Annotated in this window: 18 protein-coding genes; 5 read left to right on the top strand and 13 right to left on the bottom strand. The window is 72.0% G+C overall.

Annotated features, from left to right (window positions below):
- Positions 1-68 precede the first annotated feature (68 nt).
- Positions 69-797, bottom strand: coding sequence for an FAD binding domain-containing protein (locus ACZ4VA_RS06695; protein WP_356172326.1), 729 nt, complete (start codon positions 795-797; stop codon positions 69-71).
- Positions 798-1,861: 1,064 nt separating this feature from the next.
- Between ACZ4VA_RS06695 and ACZ4VA_RS06690 the strand changes: the two genes are divergently transcribed.
- The 5 genes from ACZ4VA_RS06690 (at position 1,862) to ACZ4VA_RS06670 (ending at position 6,968) form a co-directional block, all read left to right on the top strand.
- A complete protein-coding gene (locus tag ACZ4VA_RS06690) occupies positions 1,862-1,969 on the top strand; it encodes a keywimysin-related RiPP (RefSeq protein ID WP_355787710.1) in 108 nt (35 codons plus the stop codon).
- Between the two features lie 258 nt (positions 1,970-2,227).
- Positions 2,228-4,204 carry an asparagine synthase-related protein gene (locus tag ACZ4VA_RS06685; RefSeq protein WP_468080136.1) on the top strand — a complete coding sequence of 659 codons (1,977 nt, stop codon included), beginning with the start codon at positions 2,228-2,230 and terminating at the stop codon, positions 4,202-4,204.
- Entirely contained in the window at positions 4,201-4,458 is a 258-nt protein-coding gene (locus ACZ4VA_RS06680; protein ID WP_356172320.1) for a lasso peptide biosynthesis PqqD family chaperone, read from the top strand. The genes ACZ4VA_RS06685 and ACZ4VA_RS06680 overlap by 4 nt, the downstream gene beginning before the upstream one ends.
- 221 nt (positions 4,459-4,679) lie before the next feature.
- Entirely contained in the window at positions 4,680-5,036 is a 357-nt protein-coding gene (locus ACZ4VA_RS06675) for a lasso peptide biosynthesis B2 protein (RefSeq protein ID WP_355794247.1), read from the top strand.
- A gap of 189 nt (positions 5,037-5,225) precedes the next feature.
- Entirely contained in the window at positions 5,226-6,968 is a 1,743-nt protein-coding gene (locus ACZ4VA_RS06670) for an ABC transporter ATP-binding protein (protein ID WP_468080134.1), read from the top strand.
- 108 nt (positions 6,969-7,076) lie between these two features.
- Here the strand turns inward: ACZ4VA_RS06670 and ACZ4VA_RS06665 are convergent, their stop codons facing one another.
- The 12 genes from ACZ4VA_RS06665 to ACZ4VA_RS06610 form a co-directional block, all read right to left on the bottom strand.
- Entirely contained in the window at positions 7,077-7,631 is a 555-nt protein-coding gene (locus tag ACZ4VA_RS06665; RefSeq protein ID WP_388905170.1) for a YciI family protein, read from the bottom strand.
- A gap of 111 nt (positions 7,632-7,742) precedes the next feature.
- A complete protein-coding gene (locus ACZ4VA_RS06660; RefSeq protein WP_388905172.1) occupies positions 7,743-8,978 on the bottom strand; it encodes a lytic murein transglycosylase in 1,236 nt (411 codons plus the stop codon).
- Between the two features lie 43 nt (positions 8,979-9,021).
- The gene (locus tag ACZ4VA_RS06655) at positions 9,022-9,810 is read right to left on the bottom strand and encodes a hypothetical protein (protein ID WP_452922581.1); all 789 of its coding nucleotides are present in this window, start codon (positions 9,808-9,810) and stop codon (positions 9,022-9,024) included.
- A 47-nt stretch (positions 9,811-9,857) separates the two neighbouring features.
- On the bottom strand, positions 9,858-10,397 hold the full coding sequence (locus tag ACZ4VA_RS06650; protein ID WP_356172306.1) for a hypothetical protein: 540 nt from the start codon (positions 10,395-10,397) through the stop codon (positions 9,858-9,860).
- A 25-nt stretch (positions 10,398-10,422) separates the two neighbouring features.
- Complete coding sequence (locus tag ACZ4VA_RS06645; protein ID WP_468080130.1) at positions 10,423-11,178, bottom strand: hypothetical protein; 756 nt, start codon at positions 11,176-11,178, stop codon at positions 10,423-10,425.
- Positions 11,175-11,720, bottom strand: a complete 546-nt coding sequence (locus ACZ4VA_RS06640) for a hypothetical protein (RefSeq protein ID WP_356172300.1) — start codon at positions 11,718-11,720, stop codon at positions 11,175-11,177. The genes ACZ4VA_RS06645 and ACZ4VA_RS06640 overlap by 4 nt, the downstream gene beginning before the upstream one ends.
- Entirely contained in the window at positions 11,717-13,015 is a 1,299-nt protein-coding gene (locus ACZ4VA_RS06635; RefSeq protein WP_468080128.1) for an MCE family protein, read from the bottom strand. The genes ACZ4VA_RS06640 and ACZ4VA_RS06635 overlap by 4 nt, the downstream gene beginning before the upstream one ends.
- A complete protein-coding gene (locus ACZ4VA_RS06630) occupies positions 13,012-14,262 on the bottom strand; it encodes an MCE family protein (RefSeq protein ID WP_468080336.1) in 1,251 nt (416 codons plus the stop codon). Before ACZ4VA_RS06630 ends, ACZ4VA_RS06635 begins: the two co-directional genes overlap by 4 nt.
- Positions 14,262-15,278 carry an MCE family protein gene (locus ACZ4VA_RS06625; RefSeq protein WP_356172295.1) on the bottom strand — a complete coding sequence of 339 codons (1,017 nt, stop codon included), beginning with the start codon at positions 15,276-15,278 and terminating at the stop codon, positions 14,262-14,264. The genes ACZ4VA_RS06630 and ACZ4VA_RS06625 overlap by 1 nt, the downstream gene beginning before the upstream one ends.
- Positions 15,275-16,369, bottom strand: coding sequence for an MCE family protein (locus ACZ4VA_RS06620; RefSeq protein ID WP_355789765.1), 1,095 nt, complete (start codon positions 16,367-16,369; stop codon positions 15,275-15,277). The genes ACZ4VA_RS06625 and ACZ4VA_RS06620 overlap by 4 nt, the downstream gene beginning before the upstream one ends.
- A complete protein-coding gene (locus ACZ4VA_RS06615; protein WP_356172292.1) occupies positions 16,366-17,424 on the bottom strand; it encodes an MlaD family protein in 1,059 nt (352 codons plus the stop codon). Before ACZ4VA_RS06615 ends, ACZ4VA_RS06620 begins: the two co-directional genes overlap by 4 nt.
- Positions 17,421-18,728, bottom strand: coding sequence for an MCE family protein (locus ACZ4VA_RS06610; protein ID WP_452922588.1), 1,308 nt, complete (start codon positions 18,726-18,728; stop codon positions 17,421-17,423). Before ACZ4VA_RS06610 ends, ACZ4VA_RS06615 begins: the two co-directional genes overlap by 4 nt.

The following is an 18,728-nucleotide window of genomic DNA, read 5'->3' as shown; positions in this document are numbered from 1 at the left end:
TCCTGGAGGACAGGGGGTGTCCTCTACCCGCCGGACCTCTCCCCGCCGGTGAGGGCTGGCCCTCGGTCTCAGCGGACGGTGGGCCGGTCCAGGAGGTCGGTGACGTGCCGGCGGACCACATCCCAGGCCATGGGGTGCAGCGCGCCGACGTCCGTACGGGCCAGGGCCTGCACGACCTGCTCCGCCCCGGTGCCGGGGTCGTACGCGGCGCTGTCGGCTAGCACCTCGTAGCCGTCACGGACGGCGACGCGCATCCGGTTGCTCCCGTCGGCGTCGGTGTGCACCGCGGCGGCGACGACCAGAGGGGGTGGGCCGCCCGCGTCACCCTCAAGCTTGAGGTACGAGCTGGCCACCGGCTCGCGCCAGTGGAGGCTCAGCAGCAGCGGGCGCTTGGCGACCAGCTCGACCAGATCGGTCTCGTAGGCGCCGTCCGGCGTCAGGACGCGCGCGCGGGCGTCCAGGACCAGGGCCGCCGGGAGCAGACAGCGCAGGGTGCTGCCGACGACGTTGCCGCCGACGGTGGCCGTACGGCGGACCGCTCCGGTCCCCACCGAGGAGGCGGCCAGTTGCAGCACCTCGGGCACGCGGTCGTCGACGCGGTGCAGCACCACGGCCCCGCCCAGCGCGTCGCGCTCGACCACGTTGGCCTCCGGCAGGCCGCGCAGGGACATCGCCTGCTCGGGGAAACCGTCCCGCTGCCAGGTCGCCCACACCAGTGTGGCCCCGCCTACCGGCACTGCTCCCTCGGCCAGGCATTGCTGCGCTTCGGACACGGACGTGGGAAGACGCAACTGCACGGCAACCGACCTTCTTTCCTGGGAAGTTGAGGCGGCGGAGACCCGGCCGAATGACGCCGACGTGGCGCATTCTGCCTACGTACGCGGGGGCGCGTACAGGGCTCATCACCTCATGCTGTGCGCCCCTCGCACCGGGCCGGCCGTGCTTGGCGTCGCAGTCGACGCGTGCCCGGGGTGCCCGCCCGGGGCGCTGGGCCGCTGCATCAACTCCCATTGCCTGCACGGCCGGACGGAGCTCAGCTGCACCCGCCCCGGCGGGGACGTGCCGACCCTGGCGCGACAATTCATCCCCGGTGGAGTGGCCGTGCCCGGCACCGCCGCCGTTCCGCTCCGGACTTGACGAACTGCAGAGCCTCGAACTCGCGTACGTGTGACCCGAACCTGTGTACGCGCAACCGGAATTGCCCGCGAAAGACGCCCGCTCGATCCATGAAGACCAGGCGCCGCGACCGAATTCCGTGGAGTTTCGGTGAAGGCGGCTCGCTAGGGCGGACAGGCAATGTTTGCCTCGGACAACCTGTGATGGGAACGAGCGGGCAATTCGATGACCCCTCGACGGGGAATGTGTTATTCCATCACAGAGTTGTGATCCGAGTGACTGTGAGGGAATCCCCGTGCCGTCACGGGAAGGTCTGTGGAGAAACGGTGACCGCGCCGAGCCGTAATCCGGACAGCGGTCACGAATGACGGGCTCTCGCCAGGGGGAATCCCGCGCGTTCCCGCTCCATCGGCTCGGTACCTGCGATTCCGCTCATTCTTTCTCTCGCTCATATGACCGAAAGTGGAGAGCTGATTCGGCGGGGTGAATGCCTTTACCCCCCGATTCTTCATTCATGACGGCGGATGCCGGGTGCGCGTGCAGCACGGAGAGCGGCAGGAGGCATGCCGTAACTCCGGGTGTGCTCCGGTCGAATCGCGTGCGCCGTTGTGGTCGGCGAGAATCGCGCCTAGCTTTATGCCTTGCGTCGACCGGCCGATCGAGAAAAGGCGGCCCGTCGATTCGCGGAAAGCGACGCTGTGTTCAACGGAATCAGCGCCGAATTCACCGACGAAGGGATACGACGATGGCGTACGAGCGTCCCACCCTCATCAAGGCCGGCAGCTTCCACAAGACGACCGGCCTCGCCGGTAAGGGCAGCCCCGACCTGCTGGGCGGCCACAGCCTGCTCTGACCCGAACCGGCCGCACCGTCCTCCCTCGTCGCCGGCGTGAGCGGGTGGCGTGGGACGGGCGGACGGTCATGAGCGTGGGCGGCCTCGTGCCGCCCACGCTCGCCCGTGCACCACCACGGACACGCGTCAACTCGCCCGTACATCACGGGCACGCGTCGACTCCCCGTGTACTGCGGAGCACGTCGACCTCCCGTGTCCGCGGGCATGTGTCGACTCGCCCGTACATCACGGACACGCACCGAGCGGAGGGGCCCGCCCATGGCGATTGGTACCTCATTTCCCACCACGTCCAGCTGGTTCGTGGTGCTCCCGGACACCGACGCCGTCGCCGGTCAGGCGGCGCGGCTGCGGTCCTGCGCGTCGCAGGAGCTCCCGCACGCCTCCGGCCGGCCCTGGCTGATCGGCCGGTGGTCCGCGCGGACCTTGACGACGGCACGGTGCGGAGGCAGCCGCGTCGCCGTGATCGGGCAGCACGCCGTGACGGCCGAGGAAGCCGAACGCGCCGCGCGTACCGGCTCGTCGGCGGGCGTCGAGCGCATTGCCGCCCGGTGGCCCGGCAGTCACCACCTGCTCGCGAGCCTCGACGGGCAGGTCCTCGTGCGCGGCCCCGTCAGCGGCGCACGCACCGTCTTCTTCGCCGCGGCGCGTCCGTCCCGTGCCCACCTCGCCTCCGACCGCGCCGACGTCCTCGCCGACCTCGTCGGCGCGGACCTGGACGAACGCCGGCTGGCCGTCCAGCTCCTCAGCCCCGGCATCCTGCACCCCTTGACGGCTCAGAGCGTCTGGCACGGCGTCGATGTCCTGCCCGGTGACCGGCGTCTGCGGCTCGACCGGGACGGGAATGCCCGTACCGGCCGGTGCTGGTCCCCGCCCTCACCCGAACTGCCGCTGACCGAGGGCGCCCGGCTGGTCCGCGACCGGCTGGCCGCCGCCGTGGCGGCCAGGACCGGTGGCCACGACCTGATCAGCGCCGACCTCGGCGGTGTCGACTCCACCGCCGTGGTCTGCACCGCCGTACGGGCCGAGGTGAAGCTCGTCGCGTACACCGCCGCGGTCCACGACGTGCTGGGCGACGACGTCACCTGTGCGCGACGCACGGTCGAGGCACTCGGGGGAGTCGAACACCATGTGGTGCCCGCCCAGTTGGTACCCCTGACCTTCGACGGTGTGGACACCCTCGACGACATCCTGGACACGCCGTCGCTCTACACCGTCAACCGGCACCGGCGCATGTACATCGTCGAGCAGGCCGCCCGGCACGGTTCACCCCTGCACCTGAGCGGGATGGGCGGCGACGAGCTGTTCAGCGGCGCCTCCGCGCACGTCCACGGCCTCCTGGCCCGCCACCCGCGTACGGCCTGGCGGCACACCCGCGGCTTCACCTCGAAGCACCGCTGGTCCCGGCGCGCGGCACTGCGCCAGCTGTTCGACCGGCAGGATTACGGGAGTTGGCTGCGGCTCGTGGCCCGGGACCTCGCCTGCCCGCAGCCCGACATGTCGGCGCCCATGTTCGAGTGGGGCATCCCGCCGAGGCTGCCGCCCTGGGCCACGGCCCGAGCGGTGGACGCCGTCCGCGACCTCGTCCTCGAAGAGGCCGGGACCGCGAAACCGCTGGACACCGGGCACGGCGGGCACCGCGAGCTCGCCACCCTGCGCACCCTCGCCCGCTTCTCGCGGCACGTCGACCAGATGTCCGAACCCCTCGGCACCACCTTCGCCTCGCCCTACTACGACGACGCGCTCGTCGAGGCCGCACTCGCCGTACGGCCGGAGGAACGGGTCACCCCCTGGCGTTACAAGCCCCTCATCGAGGAGGCGATGCGCGGGGTCGTCCCCGAGACCAGCCGTCACCGCACCACCAAGGCCCACGCCGCGTTCGAGGAGGAGACCGGGCTGCGCCGCCACCGAGCCTCGCTGCTCGCCCTCTGGGAGGACTCGCGACTCGACCGGCTCGGACTCGTCGACGTCGACGCGCTGCGCGCCTGGTGCCTCCGGCCACTCGCGGCCGACCTCGAGAGCGCGCTTTTGCATCCGACGGTCGGCTGCGAGGTGTGGCTGCGTTCACGCGAGAGCCGGCGCCCGGGCGAGGCCCCGCGCTCCGGCGACGACACCGCCCCGGCCGATGTCGGGCGCCCCGGACACACCGGGCGCCCGGGGGACGGCGGCCGCGCGGGTGAAAGCTCCCACGGCCCGCTGGGGGCCGCGGAAACCGACGCAGGAGGTCCTACGGCATGACGATGACACTGCGCCCCGGAGTGGTGACCGCCGACACCGAGTACGGCATGGCACTGCTCGACCAGAACAGCGGGGAGTACTTCACACTCAATCCGACCGCGGCCCTCATAGTCCGCACGCTGCTCGAAGGCATGACGAGGGAGCAGGCGGTGTCGACGCTCACCGAGAAGTACGCGGTGAGCGCCGAGCAGGTCGAGGAGGACATCGACCGCATCCTGGACGAGCTCCGCATGGCCCAACTCCTGGGCGCCTGACGGACGAAGCCCCTCGGAGGCCGCCGCCTCGGGGACCCGGCTAGCGGCGCTGCGGTCTCAGGAGAGCCGCGGCGCCTCGCTCACTCAGTGCTCGTGTCTCCAAATCCCTTTGTCCATAAGGCTCCTGTCCTGAGACCGTGTCCCCCGGAGGGAAGGCATACGTGTCCACCTCGCAGGTCGTTCCCCACGACCCTCGTTCCGTTCCACCCGGTCCGCGGTTCATGACCCGGCTGGCCGTCGCTCTCGCACACCTGCTGGCCAGGCAGCCACCGGTGCGCATCCGCGCGGTACTTGTGCGGCTACGTCGAGGAGCGCGCCCGGCGACGCTTGAGGAAGCCGCCCGGGCGCGTGCGACCGTGCTCGCCGTGAGCCTGGCCGCGGGAGGCCAACAAGGGTGTCTCGCCCGGTCGTTGGCCACCGTGCTGCTGTGCCGTTCACGTGGTCAGTGGCCCACGTGGTGTGTCGGCGTGCGCACCCATCCGCCGTTCGCCGCGCACGCGTGGGTGGAGGCGGAGGGCGAACTGGTCGGCGAGGGCGCGCCGGCCGAGTACTTCCAGCGCTTCCTCACGGTGGACTGAGCGGGCGTGGCCGCCTCTTCCCAGCCCCAGCCCCAGCCCCCGCGCCAGCCGCAACCCCAGTCCCGGCACCGGTCCTCGGAGCCACACCAGCCCGTCACCTCGCCGCGTCCGGACAGGCCCGCACAGCCCAAGGACGGTCCTGAACGGACCGAGGGTGCTCCTGGAGGTGCCGAGGCCGCGCACGGAGGGGTGGCGGAGGCTCCCGCGCGTCCGTGGAAGCTCACCGCCCATCTGCGGCCCCACCGCACCGGGATCGTGGCCGGGAGCCTGCTGTCCCTCGTCGGCAGTGTGCTGGCGCTGGCCCAGCCGATGGTCGCCAAGCAGATGGTGGAGGCACTCGACCGGGGGTACCCGGCACTCGGAACCCTGACGCTGCTCAGCGCCCTGGTCGTGGCGGGCGCGGTCGTCGCGGCCCTGGGCCACTACGTACTGGAGCGCACGGCGGAGTCCGTGGCCTGCACGGCCCGCCGACGGCTGTCCGAGCGCCTGCTGCGCCTGTGCGTGACCGAGTTCAACCGCACCGATCCCGGTCAGCTCATCTCGCGGGTGACCTCGGACACCACGCTCCTTCGGCAGGTCGCCACCCGCTCGCTCGCCTCCGCGGGCAGCGGATTCCTGGTGATGGTGGCCACGCTCGTACTGATGGCGCTTCTCGACCCGTTGCTCCTCGGGATCACCCTGGCCACCATCGCCGTGATCGGCGTCGCGGTCGCGGCCGTGGCGCCGCGTATCGCACGTGCCTCACGGCAGGCGCAGGAAGCGGTGGGGCACATGGCGGCCCAACTGGAACGCACCCTGGGCGCCCTGCGGACCGTCAAGGCCTCGGGTGCGGAGGTACGTGAGACCGCTCGGCTGCACGAGGCGGCCGAGGGCGCCCGGGCGGCGGGCACCAGGGCAGCCTGGTGGCAGGCACTGTCGGCCACCGCCTCGACGGTCGCGGTGCAATTGTCCTTCCTCGTCGTGCTCGGCGTCGGAGGAGCGCGGGTGGCGACGGGAGCCATCACCGTGTCGACCCTGGTCGCCTTCCTGCTGTACGTCTTCGCCCTCGCACCCCGGATCGGCCAACTGGTGGAAGCACTCGGCCTGTTCCAGGCCGGGAGTGCCGCCGCGGTCCGCATCGGCGAGGTCTACGACATGGAGACCGAACCGGTTGGACCGCCAACCTCTCCGAGGACCGGGCAGGCGGGCCATGAGCCGGTCCAGGTCGCTTTCGACAAGGTCACCTTCACCTACGGGCCCGAAATCCACCCTGTGCACCGCGAGTTGAGCTTCACCGTGCCGGCCCGCGCGACCACCGCCCTGGTGGGGCCCTCGGGAGCGGGCAAGACCACCGTCTTCTCACTCATCGAGCGGTTCCACCGGCCGGACGGCGGGCGCATCCTCATCGACGGTGAGGACATCGGGGAACGGCCGCTGGCGGAGTTGCGGGCGCTCATCGGCTACGTCGAGCAGGACGCCCCGATCCTGTCCGGCACCCTGCGGGAGAACCTGTTGCTCAGCGCGCCCGACGCGGGTGACCCCGACATCGCGGAGGTCCTGCGCCGGACGCGTCTGGAGACGCTGGTGGCACGGCTGCCGTACGGCCTCGACACGCCCATCGGTCACCGCGGCGGCACCCTGTCGGGCGGTGAACGTCAGCGCGTGGCCGTCGCCCGCGCGCTGCTGCGCCGTCCGGGGCTGCTGCTCCTGGACGAGGCGACGTCGCAGCTCGACGCGGCCAACGAGGCCGCGCTGCACGAGACCCTCGCGGAGGTCAGCCGTACGACCACGGTCCTGGTGATCGCCCACCGGTTGTCGACGGTCACCACGGCGGACCACATCCTCGTCCTGGACTCCGGCCGGGTCCGTGCCGCCGGGACCCACGCCCAACTGCTCGCCTCCGACGCGCTCTACCGGCGCCTCGCGTCCGCACCACGCCCGGCGGGCCTTTGAGACCCCGGTAGTTCGGGCGTAGGCAGGTGCCGGTCACCGGCTCGTGACCGTCACTTGCTCGGGACGGTCACTGGTTCGCGAGGCCACTGGCTCGTGACGGTCGCCGCTTCATGTGGGTCGTCCACCGAACTGCCAGTCGTGCACCTCTACTTCGGCGTACCGGTCGGCGGTCAGGACGGAGCGTGCCGAGGCTGGATCGGGTGCCCGGACGAGTGCGGCCGTGCCCAGCCAGGTGGTGCCCGTGTCGGACAGCAGCGGCCCGTACGCGATCGGCTCGGCCGGACCGGTGGGAAGGGCGAGGTCGGCGGCGTCGTGCCCCGAACCGAGGCCGAGCACCAAGTACCGCTTGCCGCCGGTCCGACCGCCGGGGAAGTCCCACATCGTGCGCCCCAGCGTGTTGCGCCACCGGAACAGCAGCACGTCCCGGTACACGCCCGCCTGGTAGTTGGGCTCCTCGAAGGCGAACGCGCGGGCGGCGGCGGCATCCGGCAGGTCCACGATGTGCACGCTGCCGGTCGCGGCGGCACCGTCGTCGGTGAGGGTGGGGCCACGGGCGATCATCTCCGCCGCGTACTGGTCCATGTAGGACCAGTGCGCTTCCAGCAGCTTGTCGCGCAGGGCTGCGGAGTCGGGACGGTCGCGGTGGAAGCAGAAGAACTCCATGCCCCGGACTCTGTCCCACTCAGCCTCACGACTCAACCGACTTGAAGGGCCGGCCCGCGGCCGGCGGCACGGAGCCGGCCCGTGCGGTCCGCCGGAATCCGGGCGGCGGCGTCAGCGCGCGGCTCCCGTCTCCGCCGCGGCTGTCGCGCTCGGCGACGGAGACTGCGTGGGGGACGGGGTGGTGCCGGGGCAGGTCGGGGCGGGTTCGGGAGCCGAGGGGCCGGGGCTCGGGGCCGTCGTGGCCGTCGGGCAGTTTGTCGGCGGGGTCGTCTCCCCCGGATCCGTGGGCGTGCCCGTGTCCGTCGGACCGGGCGTGGGTGAGGGGGACCCGGCGGGCGGCGTCGGCGTGGCCGTCGGGCCGTGCGTCGCGCTCGGCGACGGTGTCGGCTTGGGCGTGGCGCTCGGACCGCCGGACTCCGACGGGTCGGGACCGACGACGACGCCACCGCCGTCCGGACCGTCGTCGACCGGCTTGGTGGCGGGTGTCCTGCCGCCCGCGCCCGGGCTGTGCGGCACGACCCCCTTGCCGTCGGGCACCGTGTGCGCGCCCGTGCGGTAGAAGGCGAACCACTGCCGCACGGTCCGCAGATACGCGTCGGAGTGGTTGTAGCCGAGTACGGCGGCGTCGAGGTCCCCGGCGCGCGAGAGGTCGCGGCTTCCGGCGCACAGGTAGTGCCCGGCGGCCAGTGCCGCGTCGAAGACGTTGCTCGGGTCGCGGACGCCGTCCCGGTTGCCGTCGGCACCCCAGTGGTGCCAGGTCGATGGCAGGAACTGCATCGGACCCACCGCCCGGTCGTACACCGTGTCCCCGTCCAGGGATCCGCCGTCGCTGTCACGGATCAGCGCGAACCCGTGGCCGTCGAGCGCCGGTCCGGTGATCCGCCCGCGCGTGGTGCCGTCGGCCGTGACGGCACCGCCCCCGGCGTGTCCCGACTCCACCTTGCCGATCGCGGCGAGCAGTTCCCAGGGCAGCCGGCAGCGCGGGTCCGTACGGGCCACCGCGGTCTCAGCCGCCCGGTAGGCACGTAACACCGTCGCCGGGATGCCCGACTGGGCGGCGTACGCGGCCGGGAGCCGGACCGACGCGGGCAGGTCCGGGCTGACCAGCGGGGGGAGTTCCGTGTGGTAGGAACCGTCGCCCGGCGTCTCGGCCCCGGGAGTCGCGGACCCCGTCCAGGCGGGGCCGTCCTGATCGGCGGCGGGCGCGGCGCGGTGCTCCGTGCCGCCGCTCACGGTCTCGGGAGCGCGGGAAGCGGTGAGGACCGCCAGTGCCGCGACGGCGATCGCGGTCGTCCGCACACCCTTGCGGGTACGGACGGACGGACGTGGCAGACGCAGTGCGGACATCTCAAACTCCTGTCGATGGGGGAGTACCGACCGGCCGGCGGCGTCAGCGGCCGAACGTGTCGATGCCGGAGACCAGCCACCGTCCGTCACGGCGCACCACGTCCACGGCGAGCACGGCGCCCGCGTACGTGCCCTGGTCGTCGGTCTTGGCGCTCTTGGCGGCGGTGCTGACGCTGCTCTGGTCGGCGTAGACGAGGACCCGGGCACGGTCACCGTCGATCCGCTCCACACCGCTGTCGGTGACCGTCGTCGTGATGACGGCCTTCTGCTCGGCCGCGCGGTCGCGCACCTTCGCGAAGAGGTCACGGTGCTGCGCGACGGCCCTTCCGGTGAGCAGCTTGCGGGCGGCCTCGTCGAAGGCGGCCGGGTCGGCGTGGTCGTACGAGAAGAGCGCGGCCACCGCGCGCGAGGTCTGGCCCTTGATCTCACTGGTGGCGGCGCTGTCGGTGAGTGCCGTGTTCCGGCGTTCGGGCTGTTCCCGCAGCGTCTCGGCCCGGGAGTGGGCCCACCCCGCGAAACCGCCGAGCAGCAGCGTCAGTACGCACAAGGCGCCCACGACGTAGGGGGTGCGGCGCGGACGGCTCATGGCGCCCGCGGGCTTGTCCGGGGCGTCATCGGCATCCGGCCCGGTGTCCCGGCGTGGTGCGGTGCCGACCGTGGGGGGTGAGATGAGGGGGACCCGGATGAACCGGCGCGCCCCCTCGTTCGCCGGCCTCGGCGGGTCCTGCGTGACGGTGCCCGCCGTGGGGCGGGATTCCGCGGCGGTACGGGGCCGGTCGGCGCGGGCCTGGCGGCGGCGCTGGTGGTTGATGTGGTGCCGGGTGCTGGACATGGTGCGCGGGTCCTCTCGGTGCGGCCGGGTGACGGGGCGTGCGGGGCTCAGTCGCTCGCCGCCGAACCCACGGGTGCCTGGCCGAGGTCGCTGAGTTTCCACCGGCCGCCCGTGCGGGTGAGTTCACCGAGCATCCGGCTGTCCTTGTCGGTGCTGCCGGACGAGGCCCTGACGGTGACGCGCAGGGCGACCAGGACACGGGCGCGGCCCGCACGTTCGTCGAGTTCGGTCACGGCGCCGGACAGCACGCGTGCGGTGGTGATCGTCCCGGCCGCCTTCACCTGCTTGGCGAACGCGGCACGCCCGTCGACGAGTTGCTCGTGCAGGTCACCGGTGGTCGAGGATTCCCACAGGTCCAGGCCGTCGTCCACCTTGCGGTGGTCGAGGGTGTTGAGGTTCTGCACGGCCTGTTCGCCCGCCGCCAGTGCCCGGTCGCGCTGGACCGCGTAGGCGGCGGAGTCGTCGTGCGCGGCCCGGTACCAGTCGGTGCCGGCCCACACGGCGGTGCCTCCGGCCGCCAGGGCGAGGGCGAGGGCCGCGGCGGGTACGGCCCGCCGTCCCGTCAGGGCCCGTACCGGGTTTCTCATCAGGTGCTCCCGTCTCGCGCTGGGGTCAGCGGGTCTGGATGTCGGCGATGCGCCAGCGGTCGTTCACGAAGCGGGCCGTGACGGTCAGTTGGGCGGCCGCGTGACTCTCCTTCGCGTCGCCGCGTCGTGAGGTCTGGTCGAGGAAGACGAGCAGCTTCGCCGTTCCGTCGCGCAGGTCGACCACGCCGGTGCGGACCGCGGCCGTGGTCAGGCTGACCTTCTGCTCGGCCAGGTCCGACCGGACCCGGTCGAACAGCTCCCCGTACTGCCTGGCGGCCCGTCCCGTGAGCACCGAACGTGCCGATTCCTCGGTTGCGTCGGTGCCCTTCGGGGTGTACGAGAAGATCCGTGCCAGGGCGTCGTCGACATCGCCGGCGACGCGGTTGGTGGCCTCGGCGTCCGTGAGGGCATGGTTCTCGGCGGACGGCGTGGACCGGAGCCGGTGGGCCTCGTACAGGAACCCGCCGCCGGTCACGAGCAGGACGACGGCCAGCGCGATGAGGGCGATCCCGCGACGGCCGGCCGCGAGACCGGTACGCCGGGCGTCGTCGGGTTCCCCGGGCGTGTCATTCCCGTCGTCGCTCTCCTGGTGTTCCGCCGCGTCGGACGTGGACCCGGCCGTGTCCGCCGCCGGCGTGGCCCCCGGGGTGTCCGTCTCGGACGTGGGCTTCGGGGTGTCCGCCGCGGGCGTGGTGTCCGAGGGTTCGTTCGTGAGGGGGGCCGCCGCGTCCTCGGCGTTCTCCCGCGACGCGGTGCGGGCTCCGCCCCACAGCCGGTTCACCGCGTACCCCCCTTGCTCTTCCTCGGGGCGGGTGACTCGCTCGCGCCGTCACCCGCCTGTGGGATGGCGCCGAGGGCCCGCACCCGCCACCGCCCGTCGCCGTCACGCGCCAGGACGGCCTCCAGCCGCTTGCGTTGTGGGGTGGCGGTCCTCGACCCGACGGGCGTGACGTCGACCCGCACCGTCGCGATCAGCTTCGCCGTGCCCGCCCGGGTGTCGAGCGCGGTGACGGCGGCTTCCGTGACGGTGCCGCGCGCCGAGGGCCCCTGCCGCGCGCGGGTGGTGCCCAGTTCGTCGCGCAGGGGTCCCGTGGCGACGGTCCGCCATGCGCGTACGCCGACCTCGGCGCGTTTCTGCGTCGAGGCGTCGAGGGTGTTCAGTACGGCGAGAGCGTGCCGTCCGTCGTCCAGCGCGGTGTCCCGTGCCCGCCCGTAGGCGAGGGTGTCGTCGCTCCGGGCCTGGGCGTACGTCCAGGCCCCCGTGGCGCAGAAAGCGAGGGCCACGGCCAGCCCCGCGCCGGCCAGCGCGCGGGCCCGCCTCATCGGTCACCCCCGGTGCCGAGGCCCAGGAGACCGGCCATGCCGCTCGGTGAGGTGTCACCCGTGTCGGGCAGGGCCAGGGCGCCGGGCAGTGCGGCGGAGGCGTGCTGCGATGTGCCCGGCGCCGTTACCGAGGGCGCCGCGGAACCCGACGGCAGAGAACCGGGCCGGGCCGGTGCCGGTACGCCGCCCCTGCTCGGAGCGTTCGCCGAGCCGCGCACGTTGACCGCGCTCGACGGGGAAGCGGTGCAGGAGGCGCCGGTGTTGAGCGCGGGCGCCGTCCCGAGGTCGAGCCCGTTGCGGTAGCGGGTGGCGCCGTAGCCCTCGGTGCAGGGCAGCGGCTTGAAGAACGTCAGCGCCAGACCGAGGTTGAGCTTCCCCCCGTCGACAGCGGTGGCGCCGGCGGCGACCGCGGCCGGGTACTTCACCAGGAGTTCCTCGACGCCGCGCTGCCGGGTGACCGCGACCTGCGAGGTGGTCAGGAGATTGGCCAGGACCACGCCGAGGCTCGGATCGACGTCCCGCAGCAGTCCGCTGACCTGGGCCGTCGCGTCCGGAGCGGTGGCCAGCAGCCGACGCAGGTCGGTGTCCGAGCCCTTGAGGGCGCGGGCCAGTTCGACCGCCCCGGATCCGAAGTCCCTGATCGCCTCGCCCTCTTCGGCCTGGGTCCGCAGGACCGTCTCCGCGTCGGTGATGAGCCGCGTCGTGGCCGGCAGCGCGTCGTCGGCCGCGTCGACGAACGAGGTGCTGCTGTCCAGCAGCACCTCCAGGTCGTCGCCCCGGCCCTCGAATGCCTTGCCGAACTCGTCGACCACCGTGCGCAGATCGTCCAGCGGTACCGACCTTACGAGGTCGTCGACGCTGGTGAGGACGTCCGTCACGGGTGCCGGAACCCGGGTGTCCGCGCGGTCCACGTGGGAGCCGTCCACGAGATACGGACCGGTGTCTGCGGCCGGCCGCAGATCGATGTACTGTTCGCCGACCGCCGACAGGCTCGCCACCACGGCCTGGGTGTCCGCGGGGATACGGGGCGCCGACTTCTTGATGCGCAGCTGTGCCACCACTCCGTCGTCGGTCAGCTCCAACGGCCCGACCCTGCCCACCGACACGCCGCGGTACGTGACGTCGGAGTGCGTGAACAGGCCGCCGGTGGAGGGGAGTTCGACGTCGACCGTGTAGTAGTCGGCGACTCCGACGTACCGGCCGAGGTCGGCGTACCGGACACCGAGGAATCCGAGCACGGTGACGGACAGGGCGAGGAAGGCGATGTTCTTCAGCCAGACGGCCCGAGTGATCACCGGTCCTCACCTCCCGCGGTGGCCGTGGCCCGGCCTGGGCCCGCCGGCACGGTGCTGACCGACGGCAGCGGCAGCGGTGACGCCCTGCGGGCGGACGGCTCCGACGGCGCGTCGGGCGGGTCGGCCGTGGGGGACGGGGTGGGCGAGGGCGACGACGGTGCGGGGATCAGCGGCGGGATGACGACCGTGTCCCTGGGCGCGGTCATCGTCAGATAGACGTTCAGGTAATCGCCCTTCACCCCGCTGAGCACCTCGTCGGTGAACGGGTACGTCAGCAGGACCTCCAGCGAGTCGGGCAGGTCGGTCCCCGCGTCGGCCAGTGCCTTCAGGCTGGGGGCGATGGCCTTGAGATCGGCGATCATGTCGTCCTTGCTCGCGTTGACGGTGGAGACGGCGGTGTCGGACAGCGTGTCGAGTGAGCGCAGCATGGTCAGCAGGGAGCCGCGCTGGTGCTCCAGCGTCTTGAGCCCGGGGGAGAGGTCGGTCAGGACGGTGCTGACGTCCTTCTTGCGTGTGGCGAGGGTCGATGCCAGCCGGTTGACGCCGTCGAGTGCGCCGGTGATGTCGCCCCGGTGCCGGTCCAGTTCGGTGACCAGCTCGTCGACCCGTCTCAGGGTCGACCGGATCTGCGGTTCGCGGCCCCCGAGCGCGGAGTTCAGCTCGGTGGTGATCGTCTTCAGCTGGTTGACGCCGCCGCCGTTGAGCAGCAGCGACAGGGCGCCGAACACCTCCTCGACCTCGGTGTTGCGGTTGGTGCGCGAGGCGGGGATGACACTTCCGTCGGCGAGCCGTCCCGTGGCGTCCGACTTCGTCGGCGCCACGAGCTGGATGTACTTCTCGCCGAGCAGGCTGGACTGCTCCAGCCGGGCGCCCGCGTTCTCGGGCAGTCGTACCGACCCGTTGATCTCCAGGGTGACGCGCGCCGACCAGTCGTCGTTCAGTTCGATCCGGGTGACGCGGCCGACGGCGACGTCGTCGACCTTCACCGCGGCCTGGGGGACCAGGCTCAGTACGTCGTCCAGGTCCGCGGTGACGCGGTACGGGTGGGAGCCCAGGTCGGCGCCTCCGGGCAGTGGCACGTTCTCGATGCCGTCGAAGCCGGGCAGCACCACCACCGCGGCCCCGACGGTCAGCACGAGGCCGATTCCGACGGCGATGAGGCCGCGCAGGCTGGAGCCGGTGACCACGCCCGCGCTGGTCGCGCCGCGGCTGACCTCCGCCGAGTCCTCACGTGTCTTTCTGCGCATCATCGGCCCGCTCCCCCCGACGAGGACGCGGCGCCGCCACCCGCGACCGGCAGCGGCAGCACGCTGATCTCGTTGAGGTCGGCGCGCCCGTTGAGCCGGCGCGTGTCCGGGTCGTAGGCGGCCACCAGGTTGCCCGCGGCGAGCGGCGCCACGTCCATGGCCTCCGCCAGGGACGCCCGCTGCCTCACGAGCGCCTGGGTGACGGGCACGAGCTTGTCCACGTTCTTCTTCAGCTCGCCCCGGTTGTCCTTGATGAAGGTCTTGACCTGACCGAGGGCGATGCCGAGTTCCTTCAGCGCGTCGGTCAGGTCGTCCTTGTTGTCGGCGAAGAAGCCGACGATCTCGTCGAGGCGTTCCTGAGCGGTACGGACGCCGGTGTCCTTCTTCTTCAGCATGGTCGTGAACGACTGGAGCCGGCTGAGGGTGGTGAACAGGTCGTCGCTGCTGCCGTCCAGGGTCTTGGCCGCCTTGCCGAACTGCTCGACGGTGTCACCGATCGCGGCGCCGTTGCCGTCGAGGTTGGCGGCGCCGGTGGCGAGCAGCTTGTTCAGGGCCCCCTCGGAGTTCACACCCTCCGGGCCGAGCGTCCTGCTCAGCTCGGTGATCTGGTCGTAGAGCTGGTCGATCTCCATCGGAGTGCGGTTGCCGGCCGCGTCGAGCACGGCGTCGTCATCGAGGCGGGGTCCGGAGCGGTAGGCCGGGGTCAGCTGGACGTACCGGTCGGCGACGACGCTGGGCGCGACGACGACGGCGTGCGCGCCGACGGGCACCTGTACGCCCTCGTCGAGTTCGAGCCGTACCCGGACCTTGGTGCCCTGCGGACGCACGGACTCCACCTCACCGACGCGGACCCCGAGGATGCGCAGGTCCGAACCGGGGTACACGCCGACGGCCCGGTCGAAGTAGGCGGTGAGCCGGATGCCGCCGGAGTCGTCGGCCAGCGTGGTGACGGTCAGGCCGCCGGCCAGCACCACCATGGCGGCCCCCGCCGCGAGGAGAGTTCTGCGCCTGGTCATGACCGGCCCCCCTTCGTGGACGCGGGCGACTGCCCGGCGCCCGTCATCCGCGGCGGCACGCAGCCGGACCTCGGCCGGGAGGGCTCGGGCAGGTACTCCGGCGGGACGACCCCGCACAGGTAGCTGTCGAACCAGCGGCCGCTGCCCAGGGTGTTGCCGACGAGCCGGTAGTAGGGGCCGACGAGAGCCAGGGTCCGGTCGAGCTGGTCGCTGTTGGCCTCCAGCACGCCGGTCACCCGGCCGAGCGCCTTGAGGGTGGGGCCGAGCTGCTTGTCGTTGTCGTCGACGAGACCGCGCAGCTCCTTGCCGAGGTTGCGGCTGCCGGTCAGCAGCGCCTTGATGGCGTCGCGCCGGTCGGTCAGTTCACCGAGCAGCGGGCCGCCGTCGTCGATGAGCCTCTCGAAGCTCGACTTCTGGTCCTTGAGCGTCTTGGTGAACTTGCTGCTCCCCTTGAGCAGGTCCGCCAGCTGCTGGTCCCGCTCGGACACCGTCCTGGACAGCGCCGAGAGGCCGGTCGCGGCCTTGCGGACGTGCGCGGGCGAGTCGGCGAACGTCTCCGAGATCGTCTCGAAGCCGGCGGCGAGCTGCTTCGTGTCGATGTCGTCGATGGTTCCGCCGAGGTCCTGGAACGCCTGGGTGACGTCGTACGGGGAGGTGGTGCGGGACAGCGGGATCGGCACGTCGGGGCTCTGGCGGGACCCGCCGAGCGGGTCGAGCGCCACGTACTTGTCGCCCAGCAGCGTCTTGATGGCGATGGCGGCGGTCGTGCGGTCCCCGATCCAGGCGTCCTTCACGTCGAAGGTCACCTTGACCTTCGCGCCGTCGAGGGAGACGCCGGTGACCTCGCCGACCTTCACCCCGGCGATCCGCACCTCGTCACCGTCCCTGAGACCGGCCGCCTCGCTGAAGTCGGCGCTGTACGTGGTGCCGGACCCGATGAACGGCAGGTCCCGCACGTTGTAGGCGAGCAGGCCGAGGACGCTCAGCGCGGCCAGACCGGCGAAGGCCACGGCCACCGGGTTGCGTTCCCTCACGGGCTTGATCCGGGGCGCGCGTCGCGCGGGCCGGCGGCCCTGGACCTGAGCGGTCATGCGCCGCACCTCGATTCCGTGACGGAGATCCCTGTGGGCGGCCTGGAGCCGTCGGAGGTCCGCACGCCGGTCACCTTCGCCTCGCACAGGTAGAGGTTGAACCAGGACCCGTACGACGACAGCCGCGACAGCGTGGTGAGCTTCGCCGGGGTCCGGTCGAGGAAGTTCTCGATCTGGGGGGTGCCGTCGGCGAGGTTGTCCGAGAGCCGGCCGAGCTGCTTGATGTCCTGTTTGAGCGGTGCGCGGCCGTCCTGGAGCAGGTCCGCGGTGACCGTGGTCAGCGAACCCACGGCGGTCACGGCCCGGCCCAGCGGCTTGCGGTCGGCGTTGAAGCCGGAGACGAGCTCCTTCAGCGTCACGACGAGGTCGTCGAAGGAGGTCTCGCGGTCGTTGAGGGTCTTCAGGACGGTGTTGAGGTTGGTGACGACCGCGCCGATCACCTTGTCCTTGGCGGCGACGGTGCTGCTCAGTGAGCCGATGTGCCGCATCAGGCTCTCGACGGTGCCGCCCTCGCCCTGGAGCACCTGGACGATGGAACCGGCCAGTTCGTTGACGTCCTTGGGCGACAGCCCCTCGAACAGCGGCTTGAACCCGTTGAAGAGCAGGGTCAGGTCGAGCGCGGGCGTGGTGCGGTCCAGCGGGATGGTGGAGTCGGCCGCGAGTGTCCCGGACAGACGGCCGGTGCCGCGGTCGAGGGACACGTACCGCTGGCCGACCATGTTCAGGTACTTCACGGCCGCGGTCGTCGAGCGGGGCAGCGTCCGGTCCTCGCTCACGGTGAACGTGACCCGGGCGGTGCGGCGGTCGACGACACGGACGTCCGTGACCTCGCCGACCTTGACGCCGGAGATGCGCACGCTGTCGCCGTCGACCAGCCCGGTCACGTCACTGAACAGTGCCCGGTACGTGCGGCCGGAGGAGCCGGCGCCGGTGCCGGCGACGCTGTATCCGAGGATGGTCGTGGCCAGCGCGGTGACCACGATGAAGATCAGCGATTTCAGGAGCGGCCCGGTCAGGGGGCGGCGCCTGATGTGCGCGTCCGAAGGGCGGGTCATTTCAGTGTCACCTCCGTTCCGCGCAGTACGGGGCCGACCAGCAGGCTGCTCCAGTCGGGCAGGTCGCCGGCCTTCTTCCCGGTGGCCGGCGCGATGAGTTCGTTCACCAGCGCGTTCTCCTGGGGGGAGTTGGCCGGGCCGAGATCCTGTGCGACGTCGGCGGACGCCGTGGCCGCGGGACGGGCGGCCGCGCCGAGATACGGCACCGGGTAGCACTTCGGACCGCCGCCGGAGTCGTAGACGGGCGTGTCGCGGCCCGCGGTGTACGCGCCGCGGCTCGTGTCGGTGGTCACGTCCACGTGCAGCCCCGGCCGGTCGGTCCCCTTGCCCAGCGCCTTGTCCATCTCCGGGACGAACTCGGCGAGCGTGCGCAGCGTGCAGGGGAACTCCGAGGAGTACTGGGCCAGCAGGCGCAGCGTGGGACGGGACGTCGCGGAGAGCCGGATGATGTTGTCCTTGTTCTGCCGCAGGAAGGTGGTCACGTCCTCGGCGGTGCGCGTCGTCGCGCCGAAGGTCCGGGACAGGTCGCCTTCCTTCTCGGCGAGTGTGCCGCTCGTGGTGGTGAAGTCGGTGAGCGCCGTGATGATGTCGGGCGCCGCGTCGGCGTACACGTGGCTCACTTTCACGAGTTCCTGCAGATCCCTGTTGAGGGCGGGGAGCTGGGGGTTGAAGCGGGCCAGGTGCCGGCCGAGGTGGGAGAGGGTGTCGCCGAGCTGCTCGCCGCGCCCCTCCAACGCCTGGGAGACGGCCGACAGGGTCTGGGACAGTTCGGCCGGTCGTACCGCCGTGAGCATCGGCAGGACGTCGTCGAGCACCTGCTGGAGCTCGACGGCGCTGGAGGAGCGGTCCTGCCGGATGACGGCACCCCTGGCCAGACGGGTCGGCGAGGGCGCGGCCGGCGGTACGAGGGCGACGTAGCGTTCGCCGAACAACGTGGTCGGCAGCATCTGCGCGCGCACGTCGGACGGGATGTCGGCGAGGACGCCGGGCCGCAGAGCGATGCCGAGCCGGGCCCCGTCGCCCGCGGAGCTGATCTCGCGGACCTCGCCGACGACCACGCCGCGCAGTTTGACCTCGGCGCCCCGGTGCATCTCGTTGCCGACGCTGCCGGTCTCCACCGTGATCGGGTCGTAGTCGGTGAACTCCTTGTCGTAGACGGCGATCGTGCCGTAGATCAGCAGGGCCGTTACCAGCGGGAACGCGAGGCCGGCCGACCGGCGCACCACGGTGGACGAGCTCCGTCGGCGCCGCTTCGGCGGCTGCCGGGTCTCGCGCCGCTCCTCGGGGAGCAGAACCGCGTTCAT

The organism is Streptomyces sp. NPDC028308 (assembly GCF_055565855.1).
This window is presented reverse-complemented; position numbering and strand designations above follow the sequence as displayed.